The 13,418-nt window shown below is 61.4% G+C and carries 17 protein-coding genes; all 17 read left to right on the top strand.

The features are described 5' to 3' along the window. Positions 1 to 138 precede the first annotated feature (138 nt). The 17 genes from HRH33_RS08685 to HRH33_RS26365 all read left to right on the top strand — a co-directional run bounded on the left by HRH33_RS08685 (position 139) and on the right by HRH33_RS26365 (position 13,417). The gene (locus tag HRH33_RS08685; protein WP_093527474.1) at positions 139 to 483 is read left to right on the top strand and encodes a phage holin family protein; all 345 of its coding nucleotides are present in this window, start codon (positions 139 to 141) and stop codon (positions 481 to 483) included. 206 nt (positions 484 to 689) lie between these two features. Next, the gene (locus HRH33_RS08690) at positions 690 to 1,286 is read left to right on the top strand and encodes a terminase small subunit (protein WP_173603404.1); all 597 of its coding nucleotides are present in this window, start codon (positions 690 to 692) and stop codon (positions 1,284 to 1,286) included. A 3-nt stretch (positions 1,287 to 1,289) separates the two neighbouring features. Then, a complete protein-coding gene (locus tag HRH33_RS08695; protein WP_173603405.1) occupies positions 1,290 to 3,314 on the top strand; it encodes a phage terminase large subunit family protein in 2,025 nt (674 codons plus the stop codon). Position 3,315: 1 nt separating this feature from the next. Further along, a complete protein-coding gene (locus tag HRH33_RS08700; protein WP_069023714.1) occupies positions 3,316 to 3,522 on the top strand; it encodes a phage head-tail joining protein in 207 nt (68 codons plus the stop codon). Continuing rightward, positions 3,522 to 5,003 carry a phage portal protein gene (locus HRH33_RS08705; RefSeq protein ID WP_173603406.1) on the top strand — a complete coding sequence of 494 codons (1,482 nt, stop codon included), beginning with the start codon at positions 3,522 to 3,524 and terminating at the stop codon, positions 5,001 to 5,003. Before HRH33_RS08700 ends, HRH33_RS08705 begins: the two co-directional genes overlap by 1 nt. Further along, positions 5,000 to 6,142 (top strand): head maturation protease, ClpP-related, encoded by a 1,143-nt coding sequence (locus HRH33_RS08710; RefSeq protein WP_173603407.1) that lies wholly within the window; start codon positions 5,000 to 5,002, stop codon positions 6,140 to 6,142. The genes HRH33_RS08705 and HRH33_RS08710 overlap by 4 nt, the downstream gene beginning before the upstream one ends. Then, on the top strand, positions 6,139 to 6,477 hold the full coding sequence (locus tag HRH33_RS08715) for a head decoration protein (RefSeq protein ID WP_069077637.1): 339 nt from the start codon (positions 6,139 to 6,141) through the stop codon (positions 6,475 to 6,477). Before HRH33_RS08710 ends, HRH33_RS08715 begins: the two co-directional genes overlap by 4 nt. Before the next feature lie 62 nt (positions 6,478 to 6,539). Then, positions 6,540 to 7,535, top strand: coding sequence for a major capsid protein (locus HRH33_RS08720; protein ID WP_173603408.1), 996 nt, complete (start codon positions 6,540 to 6,542; stop codon positions 7,533 to 7,535). A gap of 2 nt (positions 7,536 to 7,537) precedes the next feature. Continuing rightward, positions 7,538 to 7,858 (top strand): head-tail joining protein, encoded by a 321-nt coding sequence (locus HRH33_RS08725; protein ID WP_173603409.1) that lies wholly within the window; start codon positions 7,538 to 7,540, stop codon positions 7,856 to 7,858. After that, positions 7,855 to 8,511 (top strand): hypothetical protein, encoded by a 657-nt coding sequence (locus tag HRH33_RS08730; protein WP_173603410.1) that lies wholly within the window; start codon positions 7,855 to 7,857, stop codon positions 8,509 to 8,511. Before HRH33_RS08725 ends, HRH33_RS08730 begins: the two co-directional genes overlap by 4 nt. Beyond that, positions 8,504 to 9,037 (top strand): hypothetical protein, encoded by a 534-nt coding sequence (locus tag HRH33_RS08735; protein ID WP_173603411.1) that lies wholly within the window; start codon positions 8,504 to 8,506, stop codon positions 9,035 to 9,037. The genes HRH33_RS08730 and HRH33_RS08735 overlap by 8 nt, the downstream gene beginning before the upstream one ends. Further along, on the top strand, positions 9,037 to 9,612 hold the full coding sequence (locus HRH33_RS08740; RefSeq protein WP_173603412.1) for a phage baseplate assembly protein V: 576 nt from the start codon (positions 9,037 to 9,039) through the stop codon (positions 9,610 to 9,612). Before HRH33_RS08735 ends, HRH33_RS08740 begins: the two co-directional genes overlap by 1 nt. Positions 9,613 to 9,669: 57 nt before the next feature. Continuing rightward, positions 9,670 to 9,900 (top strand): hypothetical protein, encoded by a 231-nt coding sequence (locus HRH33_RS08745; RefSeq protein ID WP_173603340.1) that lies wholly within the window; start codon positions 9,670 to 9,672, stop codon positions 9,898 to 9,900. Between the two features lie 5 nt (positions 9,901 to 9,905). Then, a complete protein-coding gene (locus tag HRH33_RS08750) occupies positions 9,906 to 10,232 on the top strand; it encodes a GPW/gp25 family protein (protein ID WP_173603413.1) in 327 nt (108 codons plus the stop codon). Continuing rightward, positions 10,229 to 11,110, top strand: coding sequence for a baseplate assembly protein (locus HRH33_RS08755; protein ID WP_173603414.1), 882 nt, complete (start codon positions 10,229 to 10,231; stop codon positions 11,108 to 11,110). The genes HRH33_RS08750 and HRH33_RS08755 overlap by 4 nt, the downstream gene beginning before the upstream one ends. 1 nt (position 11,111) lies before the next feature. Then, complete coding sequence (locus HRH33_RS08760; RefSeq protein WP_173603415.1) at positions 11,112 to 11,717, top strand: phage tail protein I; 606 nt, start codon at positions 11,112 to 11,114, stop codon at positions 11,715 to 11,717. Continuing rightward, positions 11,714 to 13,417 carry a phage tail protein gene (locus tag HRH33_RS26365; RefSeq protein ID WP_244962433.1) on the top strand — a complete coding sequence of 568 codons (1,704 nt, stop codon included), beginning with the start codon at positions 11,714 to 11,716 and terminating at the stop codon, positions 13,415 to 13,417. Before HRH33_RS08760 ends, HRH33_RS26365 begins: the two co-directional genes overlap by 4 nt. Position 13,418 lies beyond the last annotated feature (1 nt).

Consider the following 13,418-nt stretch of genomic DNA (forward strand, 5'->3'; position numbering starts at 1 on the left):
ATTAAAACCCGCTTGCTGCCAGTAAAATCCACCTGTAAAAAGTACCCATCTTCGATAGGTGCGACCGCAAGCAGCGGGACACACCACCACACTGAACCCGGCCATTGCGCCGGGTTTTTGCGTTTATGGGGTAGGGCGATGACGAACGAGCAGCAAGCGCTTATTGAGATGCCGGTCTGGATGGTGATCCTACTGTCCCTGGTCGGCGGGATTTCCGGCGAGGCATGGCGGGCCGACAAGGCGGGGGTAAGCGGCTGGTCCCTGGTCCGCCGCTTGCTGCTTCGGTCCGGGGCCTGCGTGGTCTGCGGGCTTTCCACCATGATGTTGCTGCACGCGTCAGGCATGTCGGTCCTGGCAGCGGGAAGTATCGGATGCCTCACCGCGATGGCCGGCGCCGATGTCGCCATCGGCCTGTACGAACGCTGGGCCGCCAAGCGGTTGGGTGTGTGCGATGTGCCGCCCACGGGCGGCGGTCAGGCGTGATGCGCTGGAGGCCACGGAATACGTGGCCTGTAGGGGCTTGCGCCAAAATGAAGCGCAGAAAGGCCGCCGGGGACCCTGGGGGCATTCGAGGGACACGGGGCATGAAACCCGCGGGAAAGCGTTAGCGGGTGGGCTGCCAGCTTACTGAAATTCAATCCCTTGAAATTGAAAGGTTTCCATTGAAAAGCCGTTGAAAAGGAGGGCTTATGACGGATCCACTGTTCCTGTCTAAAAGCGCTTTCGCGGTTCGCATCGGCAGGACGCCGAGCTACATCACCTGGCTGAAAGACAACAACCGCCTGGTGTTGTCGCCGGATGGCAAGAAGGTCGACGTGCTGGCAACCGAAGCACTGATCCTCGAAACCGCCGACCCCAGCAAGGCCGCCGTCGCGGCTCGACACCAGCAGGACCGGATCCAGCGTGACGTTTACAGTCAACTGTCACCCCTGGTCGAGCCGACTAACACGGCTGCGCCGCAGCAGCCCATCACCGCCAAGGGCCACGACTTCCAGAAGGCTCGCGCCATGCGGGAACACAACCTGGCACAACTGGCTGAGATCGAGCTGCACAAGGCACAGGGTTCGCTGGTTTCTAGGGACGCTGTTGAACTGGGGGCCTACAACGCGGGGCGCCATCTGCGTGACCAGTTGTTCGGCCTGCTGCCGCAGCTGTCCCACAAGCTGGCCGCCATGACCGACCCCTGGGACATCGAAAAACACCTGACGGCGACACTCCGTAAATCACTGGAAGAGGCTGAGCGCATGTCCTCGTCCGACCTTGAACGAGCGATGACAACGAGCTGACCTATGACCATGGAATTTCCTGACGGTGACCGTGCGTACCGTGAGGCGTATTTCCGTGGGCTACGTCCCGACCCAGACCTCTGGATCGACGAGTGGGCCGACGAGTACATGCGCATCCCACGGGACACCGGTGCGCCTGAGCCCGGCCAGTACCGCACGGACCGGACGCCTTACGCTCGCGAACCCATGCGCTGCCTGTCGCCGGCTCACCCGTGCCGGAGAGTCGTCACCATGGTGGCCTCGCAGCTGATGAAAACGCAGATTGCCTTGAACTGGATGGGCGGCCTGATCCATATGGCGCCGTCGAACATTCTGGCGTTGCTGCCCAGCCTGGGCTTGTCCAAGCGGGTTTCCGGGCGGATCAGCAAGACGATCAAGGCGACACCGGAACTGGCGAAGCGAGTAGCGGCCAGCCGCTCACGGGACGCCCGCAACACCATGGACACAAAGGAGTTCGAGGGCGGCGCCTTGTACGTCACCACGGCGGGCTCTGCGGCCAACCTGTCGGAGCTGTCGGCGCGCTACATCTACGGCGACGAGGTCGACCGTTGGGAAAACGATGTGGGCCAGGAAGGTGACCCCATCGTGCTGGCGGAAACGCGTGCTACCAACTTCGGGCGCAACGCCAAAATCTACTTCTCCAGCTCGCCGACGATCAAGGGCGCCTCCCGGATCTCGGACCTGTTCGAGTCCAGCGACCAGCGTTACTACTACGTGCCATGCCCCTCCTGCGGGCATATGCAGGTGCTGGAGTGGGAGCGGCTGTTCTACAACAAGGACTACAGCACGGTTCACTACCAGTGCGCTGCGCCTGACTGCGATGTGCTGATCGAGGAACATCACAAGACCGACATGCTCGCCCGTGGCGAATGGCGTGCCCATGGTAGCGGCGATGGCAAGACGGTGGGCTTCCACCTGAACGCCTTGTACTCGCCGATTGGCTGGAAAGATTGGCCTTCACTGGCCGAGGAGTTCGAAGACGCGAAGAAGGCCCAGGCCAAGGGCGACATGGGCCTGATGCAGGTGTTCTACAACACCCGTCTCGCCAAGGTCTGGGACAGTGCGCAAGAGCAGACCAAGGCCGAAGTGCTGGTCGCTCGGGCACGGCTGGAGACCTACACCCTCGGCAGTATGCCGGTGGGCGTCCTGATGCTGACCGGCGCCGTCGACGTCCAGGCCAACCGCTTGGAACTGATGGTGATGGGTTTCGGTGTTGGGATGGAGCGTTGGGTAGTCGACCACCAGGTGATCTGGGGCGACCCTGCCGATGAGCGCACCTGGGCGGTGTTGGACGAGAAGCTCAAGGCTCGATACCGGCATCCGTGCGGTGTTGCCTTGGCGATCCTGGCGACGGGCGTCGACTCCGGCGGTCACCACACTGACGAGGTGTATCAGTTCTGCCGTGTTCGTCGCTGGCGCAACGTACTCGCGCTCAAGGGGGCGAGCAAGCCTGGTAAACCAGTGATCGCTCAGCGGCCGTCCATGGTCGACGTGACCTGGAAGGGCCAGACCGAACGCGGCGGCGCCGAGCTGTGGTTTGTTGGCACCGACACGGCGAAGGACTGGATCTACAACCGCTACGCCTTCGAGGACGGCCCCGGCTCGCTGCACTTTGCCAACGACCTACCGGACGAGTTCTTTGCCCAGTGCGTGGCCGAGCGCAAGGTCGCCCGCTACGTCAAAGGCTACAAGCGCATCGAGTGGGTCAAGGGCAAGGCCGAACGCAACGAGGCGCTTGACCTGATGGTGTACTGCCTGGCAATGGCGCATTACCTCGGTATCAACCGCTACCAGGAACACGACTGGGAGCGGGTACGCCAGGCGCTGGCTCAGTCCGGCTTGTTTGACGATGTGTTGGGCGTCAAGCCCGTGCAGGGCGAGCGCGTCGAAGCTGACGAAACACCGGCACCGGTTGCGGCGCGTCAGTCGCTTCCAGCGCAGCCAGCTGCTGCACCCGTCGCCCAACCACGACCCGCCGCACCCCCACAACGCCGCAGCTCCACCAGCGGTTACCTGAAGAGACGCTGATATGTCGTTTACCCCGAAGCACCTCGAAGCCATCGAGCGCGCCATCGCACGCGGTGAAAAGACCGTGCGCTACAGCGACCGCACGGTGGAGTACCGCTCCATCGACGAACTGCTCAAGGCCCGTGACGAGATCCGCACGTCGCTGACCAACGCCGCCGGACCGCGTTCTCGCGTGATTCGGCTTACCCACGGAGGCAAGGGACTCTAATGGCCCGACATTATCCGACGCTCACCCGTAATGGATTCTTGCTGCCGTCGAACATCAAGGCCAGTTACGAAGGCGCCGGGGAGGGCCGGCGTTCGGCCAGTTGGGAAGCTACCGACAACGGCATCAACAGCATCAACACCCCGGCCCTGCGCAACCTGCGGGCACGTTCGCGGGCGGCGGTGCGCAATGACCCGTACGCGTTCAACGTCATCGACAAGCGCGCCAGCAACCTGATCGGCACCGGCATCACACCCAGGCCGACCACGGATGATGCGGCCCTGCGCAAACTCAAGCAGCAGCTCTGGGATGACTGGGTGGACGAGGCCGATGCCGATGAGCTGACCGACTTCTACGGCATGCAGGCCCTGGTGGCGCGTACTGTCGAAACAGCCGGCGAGTGCTTTGTGCGGCTACGGCCGCGCAGCCCTAGCGAAGGCTTGGCGGTGCCGCTGCAGCTGCAGGCGCTGGCCCCTGAGTTTGTCCCACACGACAAGTTCGAGACCGCCAAAAACGGCAACGTGATCCGCGCCGGGATCGAGTTCAACCCGGCCGGTAAGCGTGTGGCGTATTGGATGTACCTGTCACACCCACGGGATTCGTCGTCGTTGAACGCAGGCTACAACCAACTGGTGCGTGTGCCGGCGGCGCAGGTGCTGCATATCTTTGAACCGATGGAGCCGGGGCAGTTGCGCGGGGTGCCGCGTCTGGCGCCGGTGTTGAAGCGTTTGCGCAGCCTGGATAATTACGATGACGCGGTGCTGTTCCGCCAGGAAGTGGCAAACCTATTTGCCGGTTTCATCAAGCGGCCATCACCGGAGATGGGGCAACAACCGCGTGACCCTGTCACGGGGCAACTCCTGACCACCGACCGCGACGGCTTCACGCCGATGGTCGCCCTGGAGCCCGGCACCATGCAGGAGCTGGGACCAGGTGAAGAGGTGGAGTTCTCCAAGCCACCGGACGCCGGCAACAACTACCCAGACTTCATGCGGCAGCAGCTGATGGCAGCTGCGGCGGGTTCGGGCACGCCCTACGAGATCCTCACCGGTGACATGCGTGAGGTCAACGACCGGGCGCTGCGGGTAGTGCTCAACGAATTCCGGCGACGCCTGGAGCAACTTCAGTTCGGGGTGTATGTGCATCAGCTGTGTCGCCCGGTGCGGGCGGCCTGGATGGACATGGCGGTGCTGTCCGGTGCCCTGGTGCTGGAGGACTACGCGCAACGCCGCCGCGAATACCTGCGCACGCGTTGGGTGCCGCAAGGCTGGGCCTACATCCAGCCGGTGCAGGACGTGCAGGCACGGCGGATGGAAGTGCAGGCGGGTTTCGGTTCGCGCAGTGAGATGTGTCTGCGTAACGGTTACGACGCGGAAACCATCGACGCAGAAAACGCCGCCGACCTCGCCAGGTCCACGGGCCTCGGCCTCAACTACACGACTCTTGATGCCATCGAGCCGATTGATGACAAGGAATTACCATGAGTAAAAAAACCAAGCCCCGCGTTTATGACAAAGCGGGCAAGCAAGTAAAAGTCGCCGATAAAAGCTGGTACACCTTGCAGGCCAGCGGCGAAGCCGAGCAGCGCAACATCGAGATCTTCGTTTACGGCGAGATCGGCGCCTGGGGCGTCACCGCCAATCAGTTCGTACAGGATCTGCGCGCCATGGATGATGGTGTGTCGCCGGTGATCGTTGCGTTCAACAGCATCGGCGGTGACCTGTTCGATGGCCTGGCGATCCACAACGCGCTGTCGCGATTGGGCGAGCGCTGTACCGGGCGCATTGATGCGCTGGCAGCCAGCGCCGCCAGTGTCGCGGTGTGCGGCGCTCACCGGGTGGTGATCGCGGCCAACGCCATGCTGATGATTCACAACCCCTACACCTTTACCGGTGGCGATGCCGAAGACTTCCGCCGCGTCGCCGATGTGCTGGACCAGACCCTGGAAGCGATCATCGCGGCTTACAAAGCCAAAGCGCCGGACATCGATGAGGCGGAGCTGCGGCGCATGGTCAACGCCGAGACCTGGCTCACTGCCAATGAAGCGGTAGCGTTGGGTCTGGCTGATGAGGTGGGTGACGGCCTGAAGGTCAGCGCCTGCCTCGGCCAGGGCAGCGTGCTGCAGCGTTTCCAGCATGCCCCGCCTGAGTTGCTCGCCCAGCTGGACGATGAACCGGATGCTGAGCCGCAAGAACCGAGCGAGCCACCGGAACCTCCTCCCGTGCTGGATGCAGCCAGCCTGGCGCTGCTGGTCACTCAAGGGTGTGCGGCAGCGGGCATCAGCAATCTGGTAGATCCAATTCTCGCCACGACAAAGCTGGAAAGCGAAGCGGTGATCCAGGCGGCGCTGGCTAAAGCCAAAGTGATGCACGGCCTTTGTGTTGCAGCACGGTTGCCTGAACTGACCGGCGATTTTATCGCGGCGGGCCTGGATGAAGCGGCCGTCAGGGCGCGGCTGTTCGACAAGCTGGTGAGCAGCGGCGGTGGCTTTGAAATCAACAACAGCCTACCGCTGGACGATGACCCAGCCCCAACAATCAAGGCCAAACAGGTCGATACCCACGCTGTCTGGGCCGCTCGTCAGGCAGCACAGAACGGAACCTCGAAAGGAGCAAGAGCATGAAAACCGAATCGATGCACGCGGGCGAGTTCCTGCTGTCCGAAGGCGCTGGCAACATTTCCCGCGAAGCGATCAACGTCGCGGCTGGTGCGGCACTTGAGCCGGGGCAGATCCTGGGCCTGATCACCGCCACCAGCGAGTTTGCGCCGTATCAGCCGACCGCTGAGGACGGCACCGAGAACGCCATCGCGATCCTCTACGGCCCGCTGGGCGAGTCAGATGTTCCTCGTCGCGGTCGTGCTGTCGTGCGCTTGGCCGAGGTCAGCGAAGCCCACCTGACCGGACTCGACCCGGCCGCCGAAAAAGCCCTGGCGTCCCATTTCGTGATCGTCCGCTAAGACGTTCACCCCACTTATCCATCCCGCCGCGTGCGGGATTTTTTGTTTCTGGAGAAAGCCCCATGGCCGATATCGCCATTTTTGAAGACGATGCGTTCAGCGTCTCCTCGCTGACCGCTGCAATCAACGAACAAGAATACCTGCCGGGTCGCATCAGCAGCCTCGGCCTGTTCCGCGAAGAAGGCATCAGCACCCTGACCGTGCAGATCGAGAAGGACGGCGACACCCTGGCCCTGGTGCCAGCGGGCGAGCGTGGTACATCGGGCCTGGTGGTTGGCGGGACCAAGCGTACGTTGATCCCGTTCAACACCGTACACCTGCCGGAGCGCTTCACTATCAAGGCGGATGAGATCCAGGGCATCCGCGCCTTTGGCACCCGCAGCGAATTGCAGGCCGTGCAGGACGTGGTCAATAAGCGCCTGGCGAAGGCCCGTCGCCAGTTGGATGCCACCCACGAATTCCAGCGCATGGGTGCATTGAACGGGCAGGTGCTGGACGCCGATGGCAAGACCGTCCTGTTGGATATTTACAAATCCTTCGGCGTGAATCGCCAGAGGCTGCCGATGGGTTTGAACAGTCCAGATACCGAACTACGGGTCAAATGCGGCGAAGCGCTGGATATGCAGGAGGAAGCCCTCGGCAGCGTCACCAGCTCCGGCTCCCGTGCTTTGTGCGGCAAGAACTTCTGGAACAAGCTGATAGTTCATAAGTCGGTGAAAGAGACCTACCTCAACACCATGCAGGCCGCGTCTCTGCGTGGCGATGCCCGTGAAAGTTTCGAGTTCGGCGGGATCGTCTGGGAGCGTTATCGCGGCAAGGTTGCCGGCGTAGCGTTTGTTCACGATGACAAGGCGCTGCTGATCCCTGAAGGCGTCCCTGATCTGTACATCTCGTCCTTCGCACCGGCTGACTACATGGAAACGGTCAACACACAGGGCATCCCGTACTACAGCAAGATCGAGCCGCTGCCGTTCAACAAGGGCGTGGCCGGTGAGGCCCAGTCCAACCCGCTGCACCTGTGCACGCGACCTCGGGCGCAGATCCTGCTGGAGATGTGACCGTGGCCTTCCGCGAACTGATCGATGATCTCGACGACGTGGTCTTCGACACCTTGGGCGACAGTGCCCAGATCGAAGGCCGCGCCGAGCCGGTGCTGGGCATGTTCTCGGCACCCTGGAAGCAACCCGCGTTCGGCAAGGTCCACTCCGCCATACGCGAGCCTCGCTTTGAGATCCGCGTGAAGGATTCGGAAGGCCTCAGCAAAGGACTGCGGGTCACGGTCGACGTACCGGTTTTGGATGGTGGTGGCGAATACGACCTGCTGCAGCTGGAGCCCAACGGTAATGGCCTGGTGGCCCTGATCTTGAGGAAGCGTCCATGAGCGTCGGCAGCCACGTACAGCAAACCCGCGACAGCGGCATGATCAACATCCAGCCATCGGCGGTGCATTCCCAGGCCCTGCGTGAGTTCGGACAGTTGGTGCCCAAGGCGGCCGCAGCAGCTCAACGCCGTGCGATCAACAAGACGCTGGGCTGGCTGCGCACTCACATTGCCCGGGCCGTAGGCAAGCAGGAACGCATCGCCATCGGCGCCGTCCGGCAACGCCTGCGGGCTTATCCGGTCAGCGGCGGGGTGATGCGCGGCAAGTTGTGGTTCGGGGTCAACGCCATTGAGGCCAGTCGGATCGGGAAGGCTCGGCAAACCCGCGCCGGTGTTTCGGTGGCGGGGCGGCGGTACCAGGGGGCGTTCTTCAAGCAGGTTTACGGCAGCGGTCCAGATATCTGGATCCGCACGTCGAGCAAACACTTCAACGTCACGGACTACCCAGGCAGCACGCAGGGGCGGCGCAGCTCTGGTTTCATCGCGGAAAACGACAACCGCTTCCCGCTGGCGAAAGCCAAAGTTTCGCTGGACCAGGTGCGACCGCACTTCGACAGCTGGGTGAAACGTGCCGATGAGCGCTTGCTGGAGATCCTCAAGCAAGAACTCAACTTTGAACTGCAGAAATACCTCAAGGGGAACGCCCGTGTCTGATCAACCCTTCAGCCTCAACCGTTTATATGAGGCCATCGAGCAGCACCTGCAGGAGCATTTGCCGGGAATTCAGGGCGTGTCGTTCTGGCCGGATCTGTCGGCAGAGACCAGCATCCCCACGCCCGTGGTGCTGCTGGAAATGGCTGAGATGGAACCGGCACCGGAAATCGGCACTGGCGAAACCGCGCTCACCTGCAAGTTCGAGGCACGGATTATCGTCGATTCGATCGGCGCGGATCCGCAACGTCAGGCGGTGCAGTTGGCGTCTCAGCTAGCGGTATTGCTCCGGGCGCAAAGCTGGGGCCTGGAGGTCGACTGTGCCGAGTTCGTGCGGTCCACCCAGGACTGGACCAAGCCAGAACTGGACGGATATTTCGTCTGGTTGGTGGAGTGGGACCAAACGATCTATCTGGGCACCGAAGAGTGGCCGTGGCCGGATGAACCGCCGGGCACGTTGGTGCTGGGGTTCAACGAAGACACCGGCCCAGGCAGTCAGGATAAATACATCAGGCCGGAGGATCTTTAATGAGCTACGCCTCTGCACAGCATGATCGAATGATCGCCTCGATGTTGATGCCTTGCGTGGTGGTCGCCGTGGACCTCACGACAGCGATGGTGCGTGTACAGGCGGACGGCTGGACCAGCGCCTGGGTGCGTTGGCACAGCCTGGCTGCCGGTAAGACGCGCCACTGGCGGGCGCCAAGCCTGAAAGAGCAGGGCGTGTTGTTCAGTCCCAGCGGTGAGCCAGCGATGGGGACGTTTATTCCTGGGTTGTATGGCAATGCCGGTGCGCAACCCGACAATCGCGATCACGTCGAGGTCTGGCGTTTCGACGATGGCGGCTCTCTGGTCTACGACTGGGAAGCCAGCAGCTACACCATCGATCTGCCCGCCGGCACTGTCACGATCAAGGTCGGCGGTTCTGTGCTGGAAATTACGCCTGACGCCACCACGTTGGTGTCCGGCGAGATCAACCTGGTGGGCGTGGTCACCATTGACGGCGCCACTCAGATCAATAGCACATTGAATACAACCGGCAATATCAACAGTGCCGGCAAGATCATCGATGCCGCCGGAAACAGCGCGAACCACACGCATTGATACACAGGTTTATACAACCCGCCGAGGGCGGGTTTCTTCGTTTTTGGGAGCTTCGTTATGAGCAAGAACAAACCTGACGGTCAGCCGATAACGGTCATTGAGCCGCCGGCCTCGACGATGTTGGCAGCGAGTGACGGTGTGGTGTTCCTCGACCAGATTTACACCTCGCGCACCCTGATCCTGCCGGATGGACGTGCGGCAATGGTGATCAAGGGCCGGATCAGTGCGAGCGACGACGTGCTGCATAACTACCTCTCAAAACATGCCGACTTTAGGCAAGTGGAGTAACCCTGATGATCGGAATGGATCGCCGCACCGGCCAACCGTTGTCCGGGCTCGACCATCTCCGGCAGTCCATCGAAGACATTCTTTCCACGCCCGTGGGCAGTCGGCGGATGCGCCCGGAGTACGGCAGCCAGATCCGGCGCTTTGTCGACCTGCCAGTAAATGCAGGCTGGAAAAGCGCGGTACAGGCCGAGGTAGCGCGTTCGCTCGGGCGTTGGGAGCCGCGGCTAAAGCTGGAGCAGGTGCAGGTCGTCGCCATTGTCAGCGGACGCATCGACTTTAAGTTAACCGGTGATTATCAGGGCGAGCGCTTGCTGCTGGAGGTGTCGGCATGAGTACGGTGGATCTATCGGCATTGCCGGCACCGCAGGTGCTGGAGTCCCTGGATTATGAAGCGCTGTATGAGGAAGGCCTGCAGGCTTTTCGCGGTTACATGGGCGACAACTGGTCGGCGGCGCTTGAGAGCGATCCGGTGGTCAAGTTGGTGGAACTGGGTGCCTACGGCAAGATGCAGAACCGGGCGCGGGTTAATGACGCGGCCAAGGCATTGCTCTTGGCCTATGCGCAAAAGGAGGACCTTGATCAGCTCGCGGCCAACGTCAGGCTCAAGCGTCTGGTGATTCAGCCGGAAAACTTGCTCGCAGTCCCGCCGGTTGAAGAGGTCAAGGAGTCGGACGATGCGCTGCGCGAGCGTATCCAACTGGTCTACGAGGGCCTGACCACGGCTGGGCCGCGCAACAGCTACATCTTCCATGCTCGCAACGCCTCGGCGCTGGTGGCTGATGCGACGGCGGAAAGCCCAGCGCCGGCCGAGGTCGTGGTCACGGTGCTTAGCCTTATCGGCAGTGGGCATGCCGATCAGGCGTTGCTTGATCAGGTGTTCGCGAAGCTGAGCGACGACGATATCCGGCCGGTGGGTGATCGATTGACGGTGCAAAGCGCCGAGATACTGGAATACCGGATTGACGCCGTGTTGTATCCAGTCGGCGCCGGTCCGGAAAACGATGCGATCCTCACCGAAGCTATCAAGCGCCTTGCTGCCTGGATCAATCCACGTAAACGCCTGGCTTTGGAAATCGCTCGCTCCGGGGTCGACGCCCAGTTGCACATCAGCGGTGTCGGTCGGGTCGAGCTGAAAGACTGGGTCGACCTGAAACCGACCAAATACCAGGCGGCATATTGCACCGGGTACAGCGTGGTTCTAGGAGGATGACATGAGCAGCTTGTTACCTCTGAACAGCACGCAGCTGGAACGCGCCATTGAAGCCGCGCTGGCCGAAAAGACCGAGATCCCGCTGCGCACGTTTTACAACCCGGATACCTGCCCGGTGCACTTGCTGCCTTGGTTAGCGTGGACTTGGTCCGTCGACCGCTGGGATACCCGCTGGCCCGAAGCGGTCAAGCGTTCAGCGATCCGCTCGGCGTTCTTCGTGCATGCGCACAAGGGCACCATCGGCGCACTGCGTCGCGTTGTCGAGCCGCTGGGCTACCTGATCGAGGTGCTGGAGTGGTGGCAGACCGCGCCCAAAGGCATTCCCGGCACCTTTGCGTTGAAAGTCGGCGTGCTGGATACCGGCATTACCGAAGAGATGTATCTGGAGCTGGAACGGCTGGTGGACGACGCCAAGCCTGTCAGTCGCAAGCTGACAGGGCTGGCGATCAGCCTCGAAACCCAAGGCGCTTTAAACATTGGTGTCGCCATGTATGAAGGCGATGAAATCAACGTCTATCCGCCGATGCAGCGTGATATCGAAGTCACCGGCTACATCGGTTCGTCAGGACGTGAGCACAGCATCGACACCCTGGACGTGTACCCATGATCGACCTTAATTCACAATTCTTTGCCATCCTCACCAAGGTGGGTGAGGCGAAGCAGGCCAACGCTGATGCGTTGGGTATCCCCTGGAATATTTCACAGATGGGCGTGGGAGACGCACACGGCACTGATCCTATCCCGAATCGTCTGCAGACGAAGCTGATCAACGAGCGTCGTCGGGCGCCGTTGAATCAGTTGATGGTTGATCCACTCAACCCCTCGGTGCTGATCGCCGAGCAGGTAATTCCTGCGGATGTCGGCGGTTGGTGGGTGCGAGAGATCGGTCTCTACGACGCAGACGGCGACCTGGTAGCGGTCGCCAACTGTGCGCCGAGCTTCAAACCGTTGCTGTCGCAGGGCTCTGGCCGCACGCAGATCGTGCGGATGAACTTCATCATTTCCAGCATCACCAACGTGGTGTTGAAGATTGATCCCTCGATTGTGTTGGCAACGCGGGAGTACGTGGACCGCTCGATTGAAGCGGTGCTGCCGGCGGATAAAAAGGCGGGGACCTACACCCAGGTTACGATCAACTCGCGAGGCATTGTGGTCTCGGGTAAAAACCCGACTACGCTTGCGGGCTATGGCATCACCGACGCCTTGCGCGTAGGTGTAGTGAGCCAGCAACAGCCGGTGTTGGCAGCGCCTTTGCCAGGCGGCACGGATGGCTCTGGCAACGGTGGAGCCCTTCAGATTCGGGAGGCCCAGGGTGTCGCCAACACCAAGGCGGACTTGTCGTATGCGCCGCGTATTCTGTTTCATTGGCAGGGACAAAAGGCCAAGGACTTGGCCATGTCGAGTGTCGGTGACCTGCTGTGGGGTGGTAGTACTCTGTGGCATGCCGGTAATTTCGATCCCGCAAGTAAGGCGAATGCGGACGACGTCACCGCTGCACTGACGCAGAAAGCCAACAAGGCCACAACGTTGGCTGGCTACAGTATCGGAGACGCCTATACCAAGGAGCAGACCGTCGCCGAGATCACAGCGGCGATAAAGAAGTTGGTCGGTGCAGCTCCTGAGCTGCTGGACCAGATTGATGAAATTGCAAAAGCCATCGGCAACGATCCCAACTTCGCCGTCACCATGATGCAGGCCCTAGCGCTGAAGGCCGATATCCTGACGTCGCTGAGGGTAGGCACGACCAGTCGACAGCGTCCGGTGTTGGCTGGAACGGTGGCGGCAGGAGAGGACGGAGGCACGGACGGTAAGGGTGGCGCGATTGAGATCCGGGAGATCAACGAAGTCGGTGGCGGCCAGACCGATCTGAAATGGGCGCCTTCCATCCTTTTCAATTGGTCCGGCAAGTTTGCCCGCTACCTGAAAATGTCGGTGCTGGGCGACCTGATCTGGGGGGACAAAAAGGTTTGGACGGAAGGTAACTTCATCCCTCCCACGGCGGTACTTACGGCGAGCGGTCGTCTGATGATCCCGACCAGCAGCGGCGTGTGGTATCTCCAGTGGTATGAGGGGCCGCTCGCAGGGGCTGAAACGGTAGCATACCCGGCAATCAGCCACCCTGTACCGTTTCCGAACGAGTGCGTATTTGCTGGGCCGTTTACCCGCTCGACTTCTGGTAACACGCTTTCTGACCAAATGTTCCAGATGGAATATTGGGACCGTCTGGGTGTGAAAGTCTTTCCGCAGTGGTTTGGCACGGGTAACCAGTCACTCGTTAAACCCCTGATCATTGCTCTTGGACGTTAAT

It is taken from the genome of Pseudomonas rhodesiae, from assembly GCF_013285305.1.
GTDB lineage: Bacteria > Pseudomonadota > Gammaproteobacteria > Pseudomonadales > Pseudomonadaceae > Aquipseudomonas > Aquipseudomonas rhodesiae.

What these genes read in the sequence shown, in the direction of transcription:
- HRH33_RS08685 (WP_093527474.1), top strand. Translation starts at nt 139, where the DNA reads ATGACGAACGAGCAGCAAGCGCTTATTGAGATGCCGGTCTGGATGGTG.
- HRH33_RS08690 (WP_173603404.1), top strand. Translation starts at nt 690, where the DNA reads ATGACGGATCCACTGTTCCTGTCTAAAAGCGCTTTCGCGGTTCGCATC.
- HRH33_RS08695 (WP_173603405.1), top strand. Translation starts at nt 1,290, where the DNA reads ATGACCATGGAATTTCCTGACGGTGACCGTGCGTACCGTGAGGCGTAT.
- HRH33_RS08700 (WP_069023714.1), top strand. Translation starts at nt 3,316, where the DNA reads ATGTCGTTTACCCCGAAGCACCTCGAAGCCATCGAGCGCGCCATCGCA.
- HRH33_RS08705 (WP_173603406.1), top strand. Translation starts at nt 3,522, where the DNA reads ATGGCCCGACATTATCCGACGCTCACCCGTAATGGATTCTTGCTGCCG.
- HRH33_RS08710 (WP_173603407.1), top strand. Translation starts at nt 5,000, where the DNA reads ATGAGTAAAAAAACCAAGCCCCGCGTTTATGACAAAGCGGGCAAGCAA.
- HRH33_RS08715 (WP_069077637.1), top strand. Translation starts at nt 6,139, where the DNA reads ATGAAAACCGAATCGATGCACGCGGGCGAGTTCCTGCTGTCCGAAGGC.
- HRH33_RS08720 (WP_173603408.1), top strand. Translation starts at nt 6,540, where the DNA reads ATGGCCGATATCGCCATTTTTGAAGACGATGCGTTCAGCGTCTCCTCG.
- HRH33_RS08730 (WP_173603410.1), top strand. Translation starts at nt 7,855, where the DNA reads ATGAGCGTCGGCAGCCACGTACAGCAAACCCGCGACAGCGGCATGATC.
- HRH33_RS08740 (WP_173603412.1), top strand. Translation starts at nt 9,037, where the DNA reads ATGAGCTACGCCTCTGCACAGCATGATCGAATGATCGCCTCGATGTTG.
- HRH33_RS08745 (WP_173603340.1), top strand. Translation starts at nt 9,670, where the DNA reads ATGAGCAAGAACAAACCTGACGGTCAGCCGATAACGGTCATTGAGCCG.
- HRH33_RS08750 (WP_173603413.1), top strand. Translation starts at nt 9,906, where the DNA reads ATGATCGGAATGGATCGCCGCACCGGCCAACCGTTGTCCGGGCTCGAC.
- HRH33_RS08755 (WP_173603414.1), top strand. Translation starts at nt 10,229, where the DNA reads ATGAGTACGGTGGATCTATCGGCATTGCCGGCACCGCAGGTGCTGGAG.
- HRH33_RS08760 (WP_173603415.1), top strand. Translation starts at nt 11,112, where the DNA reads ATGAGCAGCTTGTTACCTCTGAACAGCACGCAGCTGGAACGCGCCATT.
- HRH33_RS26365 (WP_244962433.1), top strand. Translation starts at nt 11,714, where the DNA reads ATGATCGACCTTAATTCACAATTCTTTGCCATCCTCACCAAGGTGGGT.